Origin of the sequence: Actinophytocola sp. (genome assembly GCF_036402745.1) — a bacterium.
GTDB lineage: Bacteria > Actinomycetota > Actinomycetes > Mycobacteriales > Pseudonocardiaceae > Actinophytocola.
Genome location: NZ_DASWSJ010000244.1, coordinates 13,119 through 34,230, shown reverse-complemented (window position 1 = coordinate 34,230; position 21,112 = coordinate 13,119). Strand labels below are relative to the sequence as shown.

Genomic DNA, 21,112 nt, shown 5'->3' with positions numbered 1-21,112 from the left:
AACCGGCGTGGTTGCGCGCGGTCCACGAGCGCCATACCCTTCGCGGACATCGGCTCGTGAACCTGAACCCGTTGTGCGGCAGGGAGAAGCGAGCCGGGGACCGGCCAACGTCACTTGACAACGAGGGAGTGCCGTGCCGTCGAAAGCGGGACATGCCAGCCTGCTCAGGAAATACCTGGGCCCGCAACGCGGGGCCGCCGCGCTCACGGGCGTGTTCCTGTTGTGCGGCATCGCTCTTGCGCTCGCCGGGCCCGTGGTCGCCAGCACCTTCATCCGGATGGTCCAGTCCGGCGCCACGGTGTCCTCGCTCGTGGGGGTCGCGGTCTTCTTCCTCGTCGTCACCTCTGCGCAGCAGGCGATGAAGGCGCTGGCCACCTACTGGAGCGAGCGGGTGGGCTGGACAGCCACCAACCAGCTGCGCGGTGACCTGTTGGCCCACGTCCTCGGCATGGACCTGAGCTTCCACGAGTCACGCTCGTCGGGCGAGCTCATCGAGCGCATCGACGGGGATGTCAACGAGATCAACGACTTCTTCTCCCGGTTCGTCGCGCTCCTGCTCGGCAACATCCTGCTGCTGGCCGGAATCCTGGTGATGCTGACGACGATCGACCCGTGGGTCGGGCTCATCTTCGGCGTCCTCGCGCTGGCCGGCGTCGGCGCCCTGCTCTACGTCGGCAGCCTTGGCGTTCCACAGTGGAAGGACGACCGGCAGGAGGGTGCGCTCTTCTACGGCTACCTGAGCGAGACCCTGCACGCGCGGGAGGATCTGCGGTCCTTGGGCGCGGAGCGGTACGCGATGGCACGGTTCCTGCAGCGGCTGCGGGCCTGGCTGCCGGTGAAGCTGCGGGCCACGGCCTGGGTGAACCTGGTGTGGCTGGTCTCCATCGCGTTGGTCACCGGCATCACCGTGCTCGCCTACCTGTTCGGCAGCGGGCTGTTCTACGCGAACCGGCTGGACATCAGCGGCGTCTACCTGATCGTCGCCTACGCCATGATGCTGATGGCGCCGATGGAGGCGATCAAGGAGCAGCTGGCCTACCTGCAGCAGGCGACGGCCGCGGTGATCCGCGTGCGGGAGCTGCTCGCCGTCCGGTCCGAGCTGGCCTCCGGCACGACCGAGATCCCGGAGGGCCGGCCGCTGTCGGTCCGGTTCGACCACGTGAACTTCCGCTACCCCGGGTCCCGCCCGGCCGGCGCGGACCCGGACGCGCGGGCGACCGCGCTGCGCGACGTGAGCTTCGAGCTGCCCGCCGGCCGGGTGCTGGCGCTGGTCGGCCGCACCGGTGCCGGTAAGAGCACGATCGCGCACCTGCTGTTCCGGCTCTACGACCCGCAGGCCGGCACGGTCCGGGTGGGCGAGGTCGACCTCCGGGACGCCCGGCTGGCCTCGCTGCGCGAGAACATCGGGCTGGTCACCCAGGACGTGCACATCTTCGACGCGAGTGTGCGGGACAACCTGACGTTCTTCGACGAGACCGTGCCCGACCGGCGGCTGACCGAGGTGCTGGCGGTGCTCGGCCGCGCGGAGTGGCTCGACGGCCTGCCCGACGGCCTGGACACGACGATCTCGGCGGGCTCGCTGTCCGCGGGCGAGGCACAGCTGGTGGCGTTCGCGCGCGTGTTCCTCAAGGACCCCGGCCTGGTGATCCTGGACGAGGCGTCCAGCCGGCTCGACGGCGCCACCGAGCAGCTGATGGACCGAGCGATGGACGGCCTGCTCGGCAACCGGACGGCGATCATCATCGCGCACCGGCTGGAGACCATGTGGCGGGCGGACGACGTGCTGATGATCGAGGACGGCCGGGTCGTCGAGCACGACACGGCGGCGAGCCTGCTCTCCGACGGCGACTCCCGGTTCGCCATGCTGCACCGGGTGGGGGACGCGCGGTTATGAGCGAGCGTGCGAGCGAGTCGATGTCACGGGGCGACCGCGAGCGGCTGTGCCGAGCCTGTGAGGGACGGTTATGAGCGAGCGTGCGAGCGAGTCGATGTCACAGGGCGACCGCGAGCGGCCGTACCGAGCCTGCGAGGGACGGTCATGAGCATCTTGTCCGATCCACGCCGGATCCTGCCGCGGTGGCCGGTGTCCCGGCTCGCCGCGTTCCACCCGCAGTGGTTCGCCCTCGGCGGGCTGGGCTGGCTGCTGTTCCACGTCTGGCCGTTGCTGCCGGGCCTGTTCGGCAAGATGTTCTTCGACCTGCTGGCCGGTCACCAGGCCGGCCTCACCCTCGGCGCGATCGTGGCCCTCGTGGCTGCGGCCGGACTCGCCCGGATGGGGGTCGTGTTCGCCGCGACGCTCGCCGGGACCCGATGGCACTTCGCGGCCCGCGGCCTCGTGCAGCGCAACATCCTGGCCCGCATCTTCGACCTGCCGGGCGCGCGGTCCGTGCCGGGCGGGGTCGACCGCAACATCTCCACCCTGCGCGACGACGCGGACGCCATCGCCAAGACCGGCGACTGGGCCTACGACATGATCTCGGCGGTCGTGTTCGCGGGCGCCGGGATCGCGATCCTGCTCGCCACCAACGCCCGCATCACCTTGTTCGTGGTCGCGCCGCTCGTCGGCGTGGTCCTGCTCGCCCACCTCGTGCGCAGCCGGGTCGAGCGGTTCCGGGAGCACAGCCGCACCGCCACGGCGGACGTCACGGGAACCATCGGCGACCTCGTGTCCGGGGTCCGGGCCATCCAGGCGGCCGGCAAGGAGGCCTCGGTCGTCGCGCGGCTGCGCAAGCAGGGCGAGGCCCGCAAGCGGGCGGTCCTGCGCGACGAGCTGAACAGCGCCTGGCTGGACGCGGTGTTCGAGAACATGGCGAGCCTCGGCACCGGGCTCACCCTGCTGGCCGCCGCGTCGTCCATGCGGACCGGCGCGTTCACCGTCGGCGACTTCGTCCTGTTCTCGACCTATCTCATGCAGGTCAGCGGATACACCGGGTTCGTCGGCTACCTCGCCCGCACCCGCCGCCAGGCCAACGTGGCGTTCCGGCGCGCGGCTGGCCTGATGCAGGGCGCGCCGCGCGACGACCTGGTGGCGCACCACCCGCTGCACCTGAGCGGCGCGCCGGCGAAGGACGAGTGGCCCCCCGGCGATGTCGACGGTGACCGGTTGGAGGAGCTGCACGTCCGCGGCCTCACCGTGCGCCACCCCGACTCCGGCCGCGGGATCCACGACGTCGACCTGCGGCTGCGGCGCGGGAGCCTGACCGTCGTGACCGGCCGGGTCGGCGCCGGCAAGACGACGCTGCTGCGTGCGGTGCTCGGCCTGGTGCCGGCGGAGTCCGGCGTCATCTGCTGGAACGGCAACGAGATCACCGCGCCCGACACGTTCATGGTGCCCCCGAGCGTCGCCTACACGCCCCAGAGCCCGACGCTGCTGTCCGGCACGGTGCGGGAGAACATCCTGCTCGGCCTCGGTGCCGGCGAGAAGATCGGCGCGGCCGTGCGGACCGCCGTGCTCGACCACGACCTCGCCGCGATGCCCGACGGACTCGACACCGAGATCGGCGTGCGTGGTCGCCGGCTCTCCGGCGGCCAGGTCCTCCGGACCGCCGCGGCCCGGATGCTCGTCCGCCACGCCCACCTGATGGTCTTCGACGACCTGTCGAGCGCATTGGACGTGGAGACGGAGTCCCAGCTGTGGGACCGCATCCTCGGACTGGAGGCGACCTGTCTCGTCGTCTCGCACCGGCGCATGGCGCTGGCCCGAGCGGACACCATCGTGGTGCTCAAGGACGGTGCGGTCGCCGGCACCGGAACGCTGCCCGAGCTGCTCGACTCCTGCGCGGAGATGCGTGAGCTGCTGGCCGTCGACGCCCACAACGGCTCCCGATCGGACGGTACGCGATGACCGAGCGAACCGTGCTCTCCCCGGCGCAGCGCAGGATCTGGCTCCAGGAGCAGATCGGCGGCGCCCCCGGGGCGACCCACCGCTGCGTGGCCAACCTCCTCACCGGCCCGCTCGACGTCGACCGCCTGCGGGACGCCTGCGCCGACGTGCTCGCCCGGCACCCGGTGCTGCGCACGGTCTACCGGTCCGATGGTGCCGGTCCGGTCCCCGAGATCCTCGCCGAGGCGTCTGTTCTCGACATGGTCGACCTCGCCGACGTGCCGGCGGCCGACCGGCTGGACGCGGCGTGGCGCACGGTCGTCGAGCGCAATCGAGGCCCGTTCGACCTCGAGCGCGAGGTCCCCGTCCGCGTGACGCTGTGCCGCCTGTCGGAGACCGAGAGTCTGCTCGCGGTCACGCTGCACCGCATCGCCGTCGACGACGCCTGCCTCGGGCTGCTCGCGGCCGAGCTGAGCGCGAGCTACGCGGGCCGCCGTCCCGAACGGCCCCCCGTGACCCACGCACCGCCCCGGGCCGACGACGACGCGGCGTACTGGCGAGAGCAGCTCGGCGACGTGCCACACGTGCTCGATCTGCCCACCGACCGGCCCCGGGACCGCGCGTCGGCGTTCCGCGGCCGCGCCGTGCCGTTCGCCCTCGACGAGGACACGACCCGCGCGGTCCGGGCCCGTGGCGGCACGGGCGGGGTCGTCGTGTCACTGCTCGCCTCGTTCGCCACCCTGCTGCATCGCTACACCGCGATGGCCGACGTGATCGTCGGCGTGCCGGTGAGCCGCCCGGCAACGCCTGGCGTGCTCGGGTGCTTCGCCGACCTGGTGCCGATCCGCGTCCACCTCGGCGACGAGCCCGACCTCGACCGGCTGCTGGCCCGCGTCGCCGAGGCGCACCGGAGAGGCTGTGTGACCGGCGGCATGCCGTTCGAGCGGATCGTGGAGGTCGTGTCACCGCAACGCCTGTCGGGCCAGCCGCTCGCCCAGGTCATGCTGTCCGTGCGTGACTCGGCGGCCTTCGCGCTCCGGCTCGACGGCGTGCGCAGCGAGCCGGTGGACCTTCCCGGCCTCAGTGGCCAGCTCGACCTCGCGGTGTCCGTCGTGGACGGTGGGGGCACGCTGTCGGGGTTCCTGGAGTACAACGAGGAGCTGTTCGACGCCGCTACCGTCGAGCGGATCGCCCGCCAGTGGCAGGTGCTCCTGGCGGACTGGCTGGCGCATCCCGGCAAGCACCCGGGCGAGCTGGCCGTACTGTCCGATGAGGACGAGCAGCGGATGCTGCACGAGTGGAACGCCACCGCGCGGCCGCTCCCGGGGCCGAGCCTCGACGAGCTGTTCCTGGCCCAGGCCGCCCGTTTCCCGGACCGCGTCGCGATCGTGACCGCCGGTGGCCAGTGGACCTACCGCTGGCTCGAGGAGCGCAGCGCCGCCCTCGCCGCGGAGCTGACCCGGCGCGGGGTGTCGTTCGAGGAGCCCGTCGCGATCGGCCTGCCCCGCTCGCCGGAGTTCTTCGTCGCGGTCCTGGCGGTCCTCCGCTGCCACGCGACGTACCTCGCGCTGGACCCGGGCTACCCGATGGATCGCCTGCGCTACATGATGTCCGACAGCGGCGCACGCATCCTGCTGACCGAGCGGGAGCAGCTCGACCACCTGCCAGGCGAGGGGGTCGAGGTGGTGCTGGTGGGGGAGGGGAGCCGGCACGGCCGCGCGCCGCGCCTGCCGGAGGTGCCGCTGTCGCGGGTGGCCTACCTCATCTACACGTCGGGCTCGAGCGGTGTCCCGAAGGCCGTCATGGGCACGCACTCGGCCACGCTGAATCGGCTGCGCTGGATGTGGCAGGAGTATCCGTTCACCGACGGCGACCTGGTGTGCCAGAAGGCGTCGCTGTGCTTCGGCGACTCCGTCTGGGAGACGTTGGGCGGGCTGCTCCAGGGCGTGCCCACGCTGGTGCTCGCCGATGAGGAGGTCCGCGACCCGGACCGGTTCGTGTCCGCGCTGGCCCGGGGTGACGTCAGCAGGTGCACACTGGTGCCGTCCATGCTGTGGCTGCTGACCGGCCGGCCGGACGTGGCGCGCCGGCTGGTCCGACTGCGGATCGTGGTCAGCAGCGGGGAGGCACTCGACGCCGAGCTGGCCCGCCGGATCCGCGCCGTGCTGCCGGACACCCTGCTGCTGAACCTCTACGGCTCCTCCGAACTCGCCGCCGACGTCACCGCCTGGGAATGCCTGGCGGCAGACGACTCGGCGAGTGTGCCGATCGGACGGCCGATCGCGAACGCCGGCGGGTACGTGCTCGACGCGGCGCTGAGGCCGGTGCCGGTCGGTGTGGACGGCGAGCTGTTCGTCGGCGGTGCGGGCCTGGCCAGGGGCTACGCCGGGCGGCCGGGCATGACCGCGGACCGGTTCGTCCCGAACCCGTACGGTCCCGGGCGGTTGTACCGGACGGGGGATCGGTGCCGCTGGCGGCCCGACGGCGTGCTCGAGTACCTGGGCCGGCTCGACGACCAGGTCAAGGTGCGTGGCATGCGGGTCGAGCCCGCCGAGGTCGAGGACGTCGTCGCGCAGTGCCCGGGGGTGGCGACGTGTGCCGTGGTCGGCCGGTCCTTCGGGCCCGGCGACGTCCGGCTGGTGTGCTTCGTCGTGCCCGAGTCCGGCCGGCGGCCGGACCGGACCTTCTTGCGCAGGTTCGCCCGCGGCCGGCTGCCGGAGTTCATGGTTCCCTCGCTGTTCGTGTCCGTCGCGGAGCTCCCGATGACGGCCAGCGGCAAGGTCGAGCGCCGCTCGCTCGTCGTACCGGCGTTCGCCCCGGACGGCCCGGACGGCTCGGAGCCGGCGGGCTCCGAGCTGGAACGCAAGGTCGCGGACGTGTGGGCGGAGATCCTCGAGGTCGACAGGCTCACCGTGCGGGACAACTTCTTCGCGCTGGGCGGGAACTCGATCCGCATGATGAGCCTGGCGACCCGCCTGTCGACGCTGCTGAGCCGCGACGTCAGCATGCGCACCCTGTATGTCAACCAGTCCGTCGAGGACTTCTGCCGGGCACTGGAGACCGACCCGGCCCGATAGTCGTCCGCAGAACCGACCGTCCATTCGGAATGACCCGAATGGACGGTTCCGTTTTTGCGTGTCCGCCTGGTTGACCAATTGGCTAGGTCGCGCAACATGGGCAGAAGTGTTGTGCCGCAGTATTGTTCGGCTGGAACGACACGCCGCGGAACACTCTGTGAGGTTGCATTGAAACCAATTGAGGGCGACGTGCTGGAGCGGTATCTGGCGAACCCGCTCTTCCGGTCAGCTCGTTTCGAGGAGCTCGTTCTCGACGACGATCCCTATCGCCGCCCGGTGCGTCCCGACGACCTAGGCATGGTCGACTTCGGCGCGCGGCTGGAGCGGACGGACGCCACCCGGCTCAGCGGGCTGATGGCACATCGAATCCTGCTCAACATCCACGACGCGCACGAGCTGCTGCTGCCCCGGACGCACACGGCGGAGAACCGGGCGAGCTTCGAGCTGTTCTACCACCCGGACAACATCGCGCTCGGCGACCAGGTCCGGCCCCAGCTCGAGCGGCACGTGTTCGACTTCGTCCGCGACGGCGCCCGGGAGCACGTGCGCGCGAGCCGCGCGGACGTCGTCGACCAGATTCACGAGCTCGTCGACCACCGTGACGCGCGGGCGGCCGAACTGGAGCGCGTGCTCGCCACGTCCCCGGATCCCGCGCAGCTCAACGGCATGGTCGCCATCCAGTCGGTCGCGCAGGCGCTCAACGCCGAGCTGCGCCCGGCGAAGCGGCTCCTGCCGCTGGCCGGCTCGGCGGCGATCGCGACGGTGCTCGGTACCCCCGCGCCCGGCCAGTACCGGCCGGTCCGCAGGATCGCCGAGTTCGGTGGGATCAAGGCCGAGCCGCACAGCTACTGCCAGTACTACCTGCCGTCCACTCTCGCGCTGATGAACTATGTCAACACGACCTTCCGGCCGGGACAGCTCTTCGCGTTCGCCGGCGCGCTCGTGGCGCGGTTCGCGGAGGCGCAGGCGCTGACCACTGTGGACCTGTGCGGCGGCCACGACCCGCTGCCGTCCGGCGATCTCGCCGCCGCGGTCACCGAGCTCATCGGGGAGGTCGAGCGGGTCGGCGGCGCGTACGGGCTGCGCGAGCTGTCCCGCGGGCTCGAGGAGTACCGGGTCCTGCTCGACGTCCACGACGACGAGCGGCTGCGGCAGTTCCGCTGGATCACCACGATGCCGTACTACCAGGAGAAGGCCGAGCGCCTGCAGGCCGCGATCGAGACCCACCACATCGACGTCGACCTCGACACGTTCATCGAGTCGTGGGAGGAGTGCTCCACGACCCACGTCCACGACGAGGACCGGCTGCTGATCATCGAGAGCGGGGAGATGGAGTTCTGGAACTGCTTCGGGGTGCAGCACAAGTACCTCCCCGGCGACATGGCCTTCATCCCCAAGCACAGCCTGCACGGCTCGGTCGTGTTCTCCGGCCAGTGCGTCTACCACCAGCCGATCATCACCGAGGAGCTCGATCGCCGGTTCGGCACGGTCGGGCCGGAGTGATGTCCGCGCCCACCCTCCAGGTCGCCGGGGTTCCCGTGATCTGCCAGCAGACCAGCCCCCCGCAACCCTGGTGGGAGCGGTGCACCGAGGACTTCGCCCGCAGCGTGGGCCAGCGCGAGTACCCCTGCCACTTCGGCCGGGTCGCGTTGGCCAAGGGCGAGCTGTTCGCCACGTTCTTCGACGGCCCCGGGCCGGAGCTGGCCTGGGCGCTCGGGGAGTTCCTCGAGCGCTCCCAACGTGATCCGGGCCGGCGCCTGGTGCTGGCCGCGTTCCGCCGGCCGGAGGACGAGCCGCGCGACCACGCATGGTACGAGCAGGAGTTCTGGCGGGTGCTCCAGGAGCTGCACGACCGGGACGACCGGCCGTGGCCGGCCGACATCCCGAGCCACCCCGAGCACGCGAGCTGGGAGTTCTCCTTCGCGGGGGTCCCGATGTTCGCGTTCTCGGCCGCACCCACCTACCAGCGGCGGCAGAGCCGCAACCTCGGCGCCGGCCTCGTCCTGCTGTTCCAGCCACGGACGGTCTTCGCCGACGTCACCGGTGGCACCCCCGGGGGTGTGCGGGCCCGCCGCACGATTCGCCGCCGGCTCGCCGAGTGGGACACCGTCGGGCCGCACGCCGACCTCGGCGACTACGGGGACCCGTCGAACTACGAGTGGCGCCAGTACTTCATCGCGGACGACGACTCGCGCCTGCGAGAGACCTGCCCGCTGCATGTCAGGGGCGACACAGCCGCCCGGCCGGAAGGGGACTGAGATGGACGACCTGGTCGGCCGCCTGTGCGCCGGCGAGCACCCGGTCCAGCTGGGCGGGCGGGACCCGTCCGCCGCGCGGCTGCACGAGCGGATCCGCGACCAGGGCTCGGTCTTCGTCAGGTTTCCCGATACGCGCGGCGGGACCGAGCTGCTGGTGAGCCTGGACCCGGGCGCGACGCGGGCTGACGCTGCCGACTTCGAGCGGGGGACCGGCCGGGTGCACCTGGAGGGAACGCTGTCCCTCAACGAGGTCCCGGTCCGGTGCGTCGCCGACCTCGAGCTGGAGAGCCTGCGGGGCACCGGCCTGCTCGTCGCCACCGCGGACCTCCGATGACCGACGCGGCCGGCCCGCACGCAGAGGTCGTGCGGCAGCTGCTCGAGGAGGTTCTCGGCAGCCCGTGCCGCGAGGTCCCGGCCGACACGCCGCTGACCGCGCTCGGCCTCGACTCGCTGCGTGCCGCGGAGCTGCGGGCGCGCCTCGACGACACGGCCGGCGTCGACGTCCCGCTCCACGCGCTCCTCAGCGGCACCACCTTGGCGGACGTTCTCGCGGCCGGCCCCCGAACGTCCACTCCGGAAAGACCGGCCGAACCTCCCGCCGGGCAGGAGCACGGGTTGACGCCGGGCGAGGAGTCGTTCTGGTTCCTCGACGAGTTCGGCACGGCCGACCGGTCGCCGACCACCGTCGCCAACGCCTTCGTCGTCGAGGGACCGCTCGACGCCACCGCCCTGCGCACGACAGTCGAGGTGCTGGCAGCCCGGCACCCGGCCCTGCGCACCCGGGTCACCGTCGAGCAGGACCGCGTGGTCCGCTCGGTGGGCGCCACGGCCGTCGCGCTCGACGTGGTCGACGCGAGCGCGTGGCCGGCGGACCGGCTCGACGCCGAGTGCGCGCGCCGGGCGGCGACACCGGTGCGGCTCGCGGGCCCGACGTGGCACCTCGACATGTTCCGCCTCACCGCGACCCGCCACCTCGTGCTCGTGCGTACCCACCACCTCCTCGTGGACCTGTGGTCGCTCGACGTGCTGCTCGCGGAGCTCGGCGAGGTGTACGGGCGGGTGGTCGCCGGCGACGCGCCGGCGCCGGCGCCCGGCGACCCGGACCCGATGGGCCGCCAGGCACACCGGGAGCGCCAGCTGCTGGCCTCCCCGCGGGCGGGCGAGCTGTGGGACCACTGGCGGGAGCGGCTCGCCGGCGCACCGCACGTCCTCGCGCTCCCGACCGACCACGAACGTCCCGGCCGGCCACGCCACCGCGGCGCGGTCGTGACGGCGGAGCTGAGCCGGGAGGCCGCGGCCCGGCTCGCCGCCCTCGCGGCCGAGGCCGGCGTGACCCTGGCCAGCGTGCTGCTCGCCGCGTACGCCTGGCTGCTGCACCGGCAGAGCGGCCAGGCCGACCTCCTCGTCGGAACCGTGTTCGCCAACCGGGGCCGGCCCGACCGGCACCGTGTCGTCGGCTACCTCGCCAACCTGCTGCCGGTGCGCCTCGACCACCGGCCGCGGGACACGTTCCGCGGCTACCTCGCCCGTGCCCATCGCGCCTCCTGCGCGGCGATGGACCACGGCGAGCTGCCGTTCCCCGTGATCGTCGAGCGGCTCGCGCCCGACCGGGACGCCGGCCGCGCACCGCTGGTGCAGGCCGTGTTCGCGTTCCAGCAGGCACGCACGACCGCCGGCGCGGCCACGCTCGCGCTGGGCGGCGAGGGTCACGCGGTCGCGGTGGGCCCGCTACACCTGCGGCCGTGGCGGCTGCCGCACCGGCCGGCCCTCACCGATCTCGCGCTGGAGGTGAGCGAGCTCGACGGCGCCGTCGCGGCCCAGCTCACCTATGACGCCGACCTGTTCGACGCCACCACCGCACACCGGCTCCTCGACAGCTGGGTGTCCATTGTGGACCGCGTGGGCCGGGACCCGGATGGCTCGTTCGACACGCTGACCGCCCCCGCGCCCACGGAGTCCCACCGGCTGCTGCACGAGTGGAACGGGCCGGTGGGGGAGGTTCCCGACGGCGAGCTGCTACACCATCCGTTCGAGCGCTGGGCGAAGACCCAGCCCGACGTGGTGGCGATCGTCGACGGCCGGCGTACGGTCACCTACGGGTGGCTGGACGCGCGGGCAGAGCGGCTGGCCGGGCTCCTGAGGGCGGCCGGGGTGGCCGTGGACGACCGCGTTGGCGTCCACATCGGACGGTCACTGGACTATGTCGTCGCCGTGCTCGGCGTGCTCAAGGCCGGCGCCGCCTACGTGCCGCTGGACCCGGACCTGCCCGCCGAGCGCCTCGACCACATCCGCGGCCAGGCCGGGATCGACGTCGTCGTGACCGCGGGTGGGCCCGCGCCGGACGGCCGCGCCGTCGACGTCACCGACCTCGGGGAGCCACCCGCCGTCGTCGCCGGTGCCGCGCCGGGGGCCGGGAACCTCTGCTACGTCATGTCCACGTCGGGCTCGACAGGCGTGCCGAAGGCGGTCGGCGTCCCGCACCGGGCGGTGGCCAACCTGCTGGCCGACTTCCGCGAGCGCGGCGGGGTGCCGGCCGGGGCGCGCTGCGCGTGGTGGACGAGCACCGGCTTCGACGTGTCCGTCTACGAGATCTTCGCGGCCTTCCACACCGGTGCCACTGTCGTCGTCGCCCCCGAGCACGTACGGGTCGACGGCGCGGTGCTCGCCGGCTGGCTCCGTGACCACGGGATCGAGTCCGCGTTCGTGCCGCCGTTCGCACTCGGCGAGCTGGTCGCCGACCTCGAACGGCACGGGTCGCCGCCGCCCATGCGCCGGCTGCTGCTCGGTGTAGAGCCGATCGCCGAGCCGTTGGCGAAGCGGCTCGCGGCCGTGCTGCCGGGGGCCACCGTCGTCAACGCCTACGGACCCACGGAGACCACGGTCATGTGCACGGCCTACGAGGTCGAGGCCGGCGAGCTGGCGCAGCGCCGGCTGCCGATCGGCCGGGCGCTGCGCAACACGGGCGCCTACGTGCTCGACCCGCGGGGCCTGCTGGTGCCCCAGGGCGCCGTCGGTGAGCTGTGCGTCGGCGGCGCCCAGCTGGCCCGCGGCTACCTCGGCCGGCCGGGTGCCACCGCCGAGCGCTTCACGCCCGACCCGTACGGTCCGCTGCCCGGCGCGCGGCTGTACCGGACCGGTGACCTGGTGCGCTACCGCGGCGACGGCCGGCTGGAGTTCGTCGGGCGCGCCGACCAGCAGGTGAAGCTGTTCGGCCAGCGCGTCGAGCTGGGTGAGATCGAGGCGGTGCTCGGCCAGCACCCGGCAGTGGCGGAGGCGGTAGTGGTCGTCGCCGGCACCGGGGACGGCCAGCAGGTCGTGGCCCACGCCATCCCCGAGCCGGCGGCGGCGGCGACGCCGGCCGAGGTCACCGTCGAGGTGCTGGCGCGGGCCCGGGAGTCGTTGCCGCGGCACATGGTCCCGACCCGGCTGCACTGGCACGACGCGTGGCCCCTCACCGCCAACGGCAAGGTCGACCGCACCGCGCTGGCGAGGGTGCGCCCGGCCAGCACCCCGGCGGGCAGGCGGGCGGGCACCTGGCTGGAGCGGCAGATCGCCGCGACGCTGGCGCGTGAGCTTGGTGTGGCGGAGGTCGGCCTCGACGACAACTTCTTCACCCTCGGCGGGCACAGCCTCGCCGCGGCCCGCGCGGCCACCCACCTGCGTGCCGTGCTGGCGGTCGAGCTACCGGTCGCGGTCATCTTCCAGCGGCCCACCGCCGGCGAGCTGGCCGAGTTCGCCCGCCGGGCCGGTGCGACGGCCCGGCGTGGTGCCCTCACGCGGCGGCCCCGCGGCGCCGCGTCCGTGGCGGCCATGATGTCCACAGTGGACGGGAGCGAGGAGTCACGGTGACCACGTCGGCCGAGCGTGCGATCCGGGAGCCGGACCTGGCGCCGGGGTACTCGATGTTCCCGCTCTCCCAGGAGCAGCACCGGCTCTGGCTCGTCCACGAGGTGACGCCGGAGACGACGGCCTACCACGTGCCGGCCGCGCTGCGGCTACGCGGACCGCTCGACGTGCCGGCGCTGCGGGCGGCCCTGGACGCGCTCGTGGCCCGGCACGAGACGCTGCGCACCACCATCCGCTGCCTCGACGGCGTGCCCCACCAGCACATCACGGACACGGCCCGCGCGGACTTCGCGCTGGTGGACGTCCCGGACGGCACCGACCCGGCCGAGCATCTGCTGCGGGACGCGTACGAGCCGTTCGACCTCGCCCGCGGGCCACTGCTGCGCTGCCGGGTGTACCGCACCGGGCCGCGGGACCACCTGCTGCTGGTGTGCGCCCACCACATCGTCGTGGACGCGTGGTCGCTGCGGCTGCTGATCGCCGAGCTGCGGACCCTGTACCGCGGCGGCCCCGCGGCCCCGCCCCCGGAGTCCCTCCAGTACGCCGACTTCGTCGCGTGGCAACGGGAGCAGCCGGCCGACGCGGACGAGCCCGCGCTCGCGTACTGGCGCCGGCAGCTGTCCGGTGCGCCGGCGCACTTCTCGCTGGCCGACGGCGCGGTGGCGCCCGTGCCGGCGACCGCGGCGCCGGCCGCCACCGTGTGCGCGGAGATCGATGCGCGCACCGGCGCCGCCGTGCGCGGGCTGGCCGCCGAGCTGGGGACCACGCCGATGGCCGTGCTGCTGGCCGTGTGGTCGCTGGTGCTGGCCCGGCACCTCGGCCGACCGGACGTCGCGGTCCTCGTGCCCGTCGCGAACCGCGACCTGCCCGAGACCGAGCTGCTGGTCGGATTCTTCGTCAACACCCTGGTGCTCCGCCTCGAGCCGGGCCCGGCCGCCACGTTCGCCGAGCTGCTGCACCAGGTCCACGAACGCTGCACCGCCGCCTACGCCCACCAGACCGTGGCGTTCGAGCGGCTCGTCGACGAGCTGCGGCCCGATCGCGAGCTGGGTCGCACGCCGTTCTCCGACGTGCTGTTCGCCTACGAGGACCAGATCGAGGACGTGACGCTCGACGGCCTGGCCGTCAGCGTCGTGCCGGTGCCGCCGCGCAACGCCAAGTGCGAGCTGGCCCTCGAGGTGAGCCCCGCCGGCGACGGCTTCCGGGTCCGCGCCGACTACCGGACCGACCGGCTCGACCGGGCCCGGATCGCCGCCCTGGTCGAGTCGTTCGTCGCCACGGTGAGCCGGAGCGTCACCGATGTGCGGCGCCCGATCGGCGGCCCGGTGGCCGAGCCGACCGTGCCCACCTCACCCGCTCCGGCGGGGTTCGTCGCTCCGGGCGACCCGCTCGAGGAGCGGCTGCGCGACCTGGTGTGCGAGACGATCGGCGTGCCGGCGGCCCGGGTCGGCGTGCACGATGACTTCTTCGCGCTGGGTGGCAACTCGCTGCTGGCCGGCCGGTTCGTGGCGCGGCTGGGTGCCGAGGGCCTCGCGTTGCGGACGTTCCTGGAGCGGCCGACCGTCGCCGGCCTCGCGGACTGGCTCACCCGGCAGGCCGGCGTCGCGCCTGCCCCGGCGCTGACCCCGGCGGCCCGCCCCGAACCGGGTGGTGAGCCGTGGCTCGTGCCGGCGTCGTTCTCCCAGGAACGGCTCTGGTTCCTCGACCAGCTGACCCCCGGCAACGCCGCCTACCACGTGCCGGTCGTGCTGCGGGTCGACGGCGAGGTGGACCTCCCCGCGCTGGAGCGGGCGCTCGCCCGGCTGACCGCGCGGCACGAGGTGCTGCGCACGTCGTTCGGCCTGCGTGACGGCGCTCTCGTGCAGCACGTGCTCGCCGCGGTACGGGTGCCCGCGCGGCACGTCGACCTGTCCGCCGCGCCGCCCGACGAGCGCCGGCTCGCCGACTTCGTCGCTGCCGAGTCGAGCCGGCCGTTCGACCTGACGTGCGCCCCGCTGCTCCGGCTGCTCACCGCCCGCCTCGGCCACGCCGAGCACCTGCTGGTGCTGACGATGCACCATCTCGCGTGCGACGCGCTGTCGGCCCGGGTCCTCGTCCGCGACATCGGCGCGCTTTACCTGGCCGAGACCGGCGGGCCGGAGCCGGACCTCCCCGAGCTGCCCGTCCAGTACGCGGACTTCGCGGGCTGGCAACGGGACCAGCTGTCCGGTTCGCGCCTCGGCGAGCTCACGGAGTTCTGGCGCTCCGCCCTCGCGGGCGCGCCGGCCGTGCTGGAGCTGCCCACCGACCGGCCGCGCCCGGCGGTGCCGGCCCACCGTGGCGCGGACGTGCGCTTCGAGCTGCCCGACGCGCTCCTGCGGGGTATCCACAGGCTGGCCACGGCGCACCGGATGACGTCGTTCATGGTGCTGCTGGCCGGCCTCGGGTTGACCTTGTGCCGGTACGCGGGCCAGCGCGAGGTGCTGGTCGGCACGCCGGTGGCGAACCGGACCCGGGCGGAGTTCGACGAGCTGATGGGGTTCTTCGCGAACACGGTGGCGCTGCGGGTCGACACGTCCGGCGGGCCGGTGGTCGCCGAGCTGCTCGACCGGGTGCGAGAGACGTGCCTGGCGGCCTACGCGCACCAGGACCTGCCGTTCGAGAAGGTGGTGGAGGCGGTCGCGCCGGCGCGGGAGCACGCCGCCAACCCGCTGTTCCAGGTGATGCTCGCGGTCGAGGACGCGCCGGTGTCGGTGGAGCTGCCGGGTCTGCGGGTGAGCCGGGTCGAGCAGGACGCGAGCATCGGGAAGTTCGACCTGACCGTGGTGGTCGAGGATCTGCGGACCGGGGCCGCGGTGGCGCGATACGACACCGACCTGTTCGACGGCACCACCGTGCGCCGCCTGGTCGCGCACCTGGTCCGGGTGCTGGAGCAGCTGGTCGCCGCGCCGCACCGGCGGGTGGCCGAGCTGGATCTGCTCAGCGCGGACGAGCGGTCGCGGCAGCTCGAGCACTGGAACGACGCACCCGCGCACTACCCGGTCGACGTGCCGCTGCACGAGCTGGTGGGGCGCCAGGTGGCCGCGACACCCGACGCGGTGGCGTTGTCCGGGTGCCTGGACTGCAATGCCGACGAGCCCTGTGCCGCCGCGCCGGGGCATCTGACCTACGGCGAGCTCGGTGCCCGGGCCGCCGCGGTGGCCACGGCGCTGGCGGACCTGGGCACGCGCCGCGGCGACGTCGTGGGTGTCCTGTTGGGACGGTCGGCCGGGCTCGTGGTGGCCGAGCTGGGCGTGCTCGAGGCGGGTGCCGCGTTCCTGCCGCTGGAGCCGAGCCATCCCGCACTGCGTACCGCGGCGATCCTCGCGGACGGTGGGTGCCGGGTCGTCGTCACGTCGAGCCGGCATGCCGACCGGGTGCCGCCGGGCACGGCGGTGGTGCTCGTCGACCGGCTGCCGGGTTCACCTCGGAAACCCGGGAGTGCCGGCGGGAAGGACCTGGCGTACGTCGTCTACACGTCCGGGTCCACCGGCGGTCCGAAGGGCGCGCTGATCGAGCACGCGGGGATCGTGAACAACCTGCGGTGGATGCAGCAGGACTGGCCGCTGGGGCGCGACGACCGGCTGCTGTTCAAGACCGTCCACACGTTCGACGTGTCGGTCAAGGAGATCTTCTGGCCGCTCATCGCCGGCGCGCAGGTGGTCATCGCCCATCCCGGCGCCGAGCGGGACGCGCATGAGATCTGTGTCCACCTGGCACGGTCGGAGGCCACGGTGGTCCACCTGGTGCCGTCCATGTTGGACGTCGTCCTGGAGGTGTCCCGGCGGCGCGGCATGCCGCTGTCGAGCCTGCGGATGCTGATGGCCGGCGCGGAGTCACTGTCCCCGGCGACCCACGACGAGATCCTCGCCCGGCTCCCCGCGCTGCTGCTGCACATGTACGGGCCGACCGAGACGGCCATCGCGGTCACCGGGTGGCCGTGCCGGGACGCGGTCGGCACCGGCCGGCTGGCCCTCGGCCGCGCGATGCCCAACGCCCGGCTGTACGTGCTCGACGAGCGGCTCCGGCCGGTGCCGCAGGGCTGCCTCGGCGAGCTGTACGTCGGTGGGCTGCCGGTCGGGCGCGGGTACCTGGCGCGCCCGGCGGAGACCGCGGCGGCGTTCCTGGCGGACCCGTTCGCGCACGAGCCAGGTGCGCGGATGTACCGGACCGGTGACCTGGTGCGCTACCGCAACGACGAGCTGCTGGAGTTCCGCGGGCGGCGCGACAGCCAGGTGAAGATCCGCGGCCTGCGGATCGAGCCGGGTGAGGTCGCGGGCGTGCTGGCCCGCCATCCCGATGTCCGGCAGGCGACGGTCATCCCGTGGCCGCGCTCGCGGCCCGTGTCGCTGGTCGCCTACGTCGTGGGCGAGCTGAGCCCCACGTCGGTCCGGGCGTTCCTGCGCGAGCGGCTCCCGGCCTACCTCGTGCCGACGCACGTCGAGGTGCTCCCGGCGCTGCCGACGGGCGCCAACGGGAAGGTCGACCACGCCCGGCTGCCCGCGCCCGCTGCGACGGGCACCGAACGGCCGGCCGACCGCGAGCCGCCGCGGACCCCCGTGGAGCGCCGGCTGGCCGAGATCTGGGGCGAGCTGCTAGAGGTGCCGGACGTGGGCCGGCACGACAACTTCTTCGACGTCGGCGGCCACTCCTTGCTGGCCACCCGCCTCGCGGCCCGTCTGCTGGACGAGTTCGGCGCGGAGATCCCGCTGCGTGCCCTGTTCGCCCAGCCGACCGTCGCGGCGCTCGCCACCATGGTCGACGCCGCACGAACCGGGCGGGGCAACCGCATCCCGGTGGTGGAGCGAACCGCCTACCGCCTTCCGGACTTCCCTAGTGGGGAACGCCGAGCTCACTGAGGATCTCGGTGGCGCGTCGGCACGCCTGTTCGGCCGCCTCCGTGTCGCCCGCGGCGGTCCGGATGGCGTGGAGCACCAGCAGGGCGCGGGCCTCGCCGAGCTTGTGCTCCGTCGCGGTGTGGCTGGCCACGGCGCGTTCCGCCAGGGAACCGGCGCGTTCGTGCCGGTGCGCCGCCAGGTGGATCTCGGCGAGCAGGGTGAGGGCCTGGCCTTCCAGGACGCGGAACCCGCACTCGTGGCTGCGGGCGAGTGCCTCCCTCGCGTGGATGACCGCCTTCTGGTGATCGCCGCGTCGCAGGCACACCGCGCCGAGGCCGATCAGTGACTCCGTCTGCGGGCTCGCCTGGCTCGTCTGGCGCGCCAGGGTCAGTGCGCGCTCGTAGGACCGCATGGCACCCGGCAGGGCGCCGAGGGACGTGTCGATGCTGCCGAGGCAGATCAGGGCCGCGATCTGCTCGAACTGGTCGCCGAGGTCGGTCGCCAGGGTGAGCGCGCGGGCCGCGTTGGCCCGGGCCTCGGTGGTCCGGCCGACGTCGCGGTCGAGGCGGGCGAGGTCGCTCAGGATGCCGGCCTCGATGTGCTTGTCGCCGGTGGCGTGGGCGGTGCGTAGCGCCCGGTCGAGGATCTCCCGCGCCTCGGCCGGGTTGCCGAGGTCCCGCAGCGACCGGCCGAGGTTGTGCAGGGTCAGGCCGTCGTAGGAGTCGTCGCCGAGCTCGTGGTATTTCGCCAGCGCCTGCCGGTGCGCCTGGACCGACTCGGCCAGGTGCCCTGACTGGAACTGGATCGCGCCGAGGTGGTTGAACGCGGTCGCCTCGCGGGCGGTGTTGCCCAGGGTCCGGTTGAGCGCCTGCACCTCGCGCAGGTATCGGGTGGCCCGGTCGAGCTCGCCCATCTCCGTGTGGATCACGGCGATGTTGCTCAGCGTCGCGAGCTGGCAGTCGGCCCACTCGGCCTTGCGGGCGTGGTCGAGCGCGTGGCGCAGGTGGTGCAGGGCCCGCGGCAGGTCACCGCGGGACCGGCAGACGGTGGCCAGGCCGAGCTCCGCCGCCGCGCAGCCACCGGCGTCACCCGCCTCGGTGGCGGCGGCGAGCGCGGCGTCCACGACCTGACCGAACTCGGCGTTGAGGCGGCGGCGGAACAGGTGGATCCGCAGCGCGTCGCCGAGCAGCCAGGCGACCTCCGCGGCACCGTGGGCCGCGGCGTGGCGCACCACCTCGACGAGGTTGGCGAGCTCGGTCGCGAGCCACCCGGCCGCGGCCGGGTCGTCGTCGAGGGCCGGTGCCCGCAGCGCCGGCAGGTCGGGCACCGGAAGCCGCAGGACCTTGGGGTAGAGCTGGCGTACCGCGTTGTCGGCGGCCGCGAGGTACCAGGCGGCCAGCCGGCGCACCCCCGCCTCCCGGTCCGGCTCCTCGTGCTCGGCGAGGTCCCGCGCATAGGCCCGCAACAGGTCGTGAAAGGTGTAGCGGCCGTCCTCGTGCTCGGTGAGCAGGTGCGCGTCGACCAGCTCGGCCAGCGCGTCGGCCGTCCGCTCCTCGTCGAGCTCGGCGAGCGCGGCGGTGGCGTCGACGGTCGTGTCCGCGCCCGGCAGCATCCCGAGGAACCGGAACACTCGCCCGGCCGGCGGGGAGAGCTGCCGGTAGGACAGGTCGAACGCGAGCCGCACGGTGGCCCCGTCGTCGCCGTCCACCGTGAGCGCGGTCCACGGGTGACCGGAGCGCAACCGGCGCACGAGGTCGGCGATCCGCTGCGACCGGTGGGCGAGCAGGTTCGCGCCGGCGATGCGTAGGGCCAGCGGCAGGCACGCGCAGGCAGCGGCCAGCTCGGCCGTCGCCGCGGGCTCGGCGGCCACCTTGTCCTTGCCCAGCAACGTGGTCAGCAGCTCGACAGCCTCGTCAGGGCTGAGCGTCTCGAGGTCGATGCGTCGCGCGCCGTCGATCGCCACCAGGCCGCCGAGCTGGGCGCGGCTGGTGACCAGCACGAGGCTGCCCGGGGTGCCGGGGATCAGCGGCCGGACCTGCTCGGCATTGGCAGCGTTGTCCAGCACGATCAGCATCCGCTTGTTCGCCAGGGCCGACCGGTAGAGCCCGGCCGCCTCGCTCTGGTCGGCCGGGATCTGCCCGTCGGGCAACCCGATCCCGCGCAGCAGCCGGCCGAGCGCGTTGCCCGGCGCCACCGGCTGGTCCCGGGAGAACCCCCGCAGGTCGACGTAGAGCTGGCCGTCGGGGAACTGGTCGGCGACCTTGTGCCCCCAGTGGACGGCCAGGGCCGTCTTCCCCACCCCGCCGGTGCCCTCGATTGCCGAGATGACCATGGTCTCGGCCGACGACCGGCAGTCGACAAGCAGCGTGTCCAGCACCCGCAGGTGCTCCCGGCGGCCGGTGAACGCGCTCACCGCGGCCGGAAGCTGCGCGGGCGCGGGCTTGTCGGCCACGTCCGGCGCGGGGTCCGCGGTCGCCTCGGGGAGATCCTGGTGCAGCACCTTGATCAAGGTCCGGCTGAGCTCGCGGCTCGGCTCGATGCCGAGCTCGTTGCGCAGGCGGAGCCGCAGCGTCTCGTACGCCTCCAGCGCGGCGGCCTGCCGGCCGGACACGGCCAACGCCTCGATCCACGCCGCGTGCACGCCCTCGTTCAGCGCCTCGTCGGCCACCAGCGGGGTCAGCGCCCGCAGCGCCACGTCCGCCTGTCCGATGTGGACCATCGCGCGCGCGTAGTCGACCGTGGCCAGGGTGCGCTGCCGGGAGAGCTGGTGCAGCTCGGTCCGGTCGACGCTGTCGGACGGGACGTCGAGGAGCGCGGGACCGCGCCACAGCTCGAGGGCCTTGGCCAGCACCGCCGCCTTGTCGGCCGGCGGGAGCGTCGTGCTGCTCGCCACCAGCCGGCGGAAGTGGTCGGCGTCCACGTCGCCGTCGGCGATCTCCAGCACGTACCCCTGCGAGGTTCGCGCGACGGTGATCGCGTCCCCGACCGCTTCCTGCAACCAGTGCCGCAGCCGGTGGACCGCCACCCGAAGCGCGCGGAGAGAGTCCTCCGCCGAGCGGTCCGGCCACATGCGCTCGAGCAGCGTGTCGTCGCGCAGCCCGCGGTACTGGCCGAGCCCGAGGTTGCCGAGCAGGATCCGGCCACCGCGCGACGGCGGGGCGATCAGCCGGCCCTCGTGCCGTACGACCACTGAGCCGAGCACGAGTACGTCCGTACCGGTCCCGGCCGGGGTCTCCCCGTCAGCGTCCATGG

Annotated in this window: 9 protein-coding genes; 8 read left to right on the top strand and 1 reads right to left on the bottom strand. The window is 73.6% G+C overall.

Translation table 11 applies throughout. The features are described 5' to 3' along the window. Window positions 1-133: 133 nt before the first annotated feature. The 8 genes from VGD70_RS22860 (at window position 134) to VGD70_RS22825 (ending at window position 17,881) form a co-directional block, all read left to right on the top strand. On the top strand, window positions 134-1,894 hold the full coding sequence (locus VGD70_RS22860) for an ABC transporter ATP-binding protein (protein ID WP_331084574.1): 1,761 nt from the start codon (window positions 134-136) through the stop codon (window positions 1,892-1,894). Window positions 1,895-2,038: 144 nt separating this feature from the next. Further along, entirely contained in the window at window positions 2,039-3,844 is a 1,806-nt protein-coding gene (locus VGD70_RS22855) for an ABC transporter ATP-binding protein (protein ID WP_331084572.1), read from the top strand. Next, window positions 3,841-6,900 (top strand): amino acid adenylation domain-containing protein, encoded by a 3,060-nt coding sequence (locus tag VGD70_RS22850; protein ID WP_331084570.1) that lies wholly within the window; start codon window positions 3,841-3,843, stop codon window positions 6,898-6,900. The genes VGD70_RS22855 and VGD70_RS22850 overlap by 4 nt, the downstream gene beginning before the upstream one ends. A gap of 168 nt (window positions 6,901-7,068) precedes the next feature. Then, window positions 7,069-8,403: a hypothetical protein gene (locus tag VGD70_RS22845; RefSeq protein WP_331084568.1), complete on the top strand. Its 1,335-nt coding sequence runs from the start codon at window positions 7,069-7,071 to the stop codon at window positions 8,401-8,403. Beyond that, window positions 8,403-9,158, top strand: a complete 756-nt coding sequence (locus tag VGD70_RS22840; RefSeq protein WP_331084566.1) for a YqcI/YcgG family protein — start codon at window positions 8,403-8,405, stop codon at window positions 9,156-9,158. Before VGD70_RS22845 ends, VGD70_RS22840 begins: the two co-directional genes overlap by 1 nt. A gap of 1 nt (window position 9,159) precedes the next feature. Then, window positions 9,160-9,492: a hypothetical protein gene (locus VGD70_RS22835; RefSeq protein WP_331084564.1), complete on the top strand. Its 333-nt coding sequence runs from the start codon at window positions 9,160-9,162 to the stop codon at window positions 9,490-9,492. Further along, window positions 9,489-13,007, top strand: coding sequence for an amino acid adenylation domain-containing protein (locus tag VGD70_RS22830; protein ID WP_331084562.1), 3,519 nt, complete (start codon window positions 9,489-9,491; stop codon window positions 13,005-13,007). The genes VGD70_RS22835 and VGD70_RS22830 overlap by 4 nt, the downstream gene beginning before the upstream one ends. Continuing rightward, window positions 13,004-17,881: an amino acid adenylation domain-containing protein gene (locus VGD70_RS22825; RefSeq protein WP_331084561.1), complete on the top strand. Its 4,878-nt coding sequence runs from the start codon at window positions 13,004-13,006 to the stop codon at window positions 17,879-17,881. Before VGD70_RS22830 ends, VGD70_RS22825 begins: the two co-directional genes overlap by 4 nt. On the opposite strand, the gene VGD70_RS22820 is transcribed toward VGD70_RS22825, so the two are convergent. Further along, window positions 17,856-21,110, bottom strand: coding sequence for an AfsR/SARP family transcriptional regulator (locus VGD70_RS22820; protein ID WP_331084559.1), 3,255 nt, complete (start codon window positions 21,108-21,110; stop codon window positions 17,856-17,858). The two genes, VGD70_RS22825 and VGD70_RS22820, sit on opposite strands and share 26 nt — an antisense overlap. Window positions 21,111-21,112: the final 2 nt, after the last annotated feature.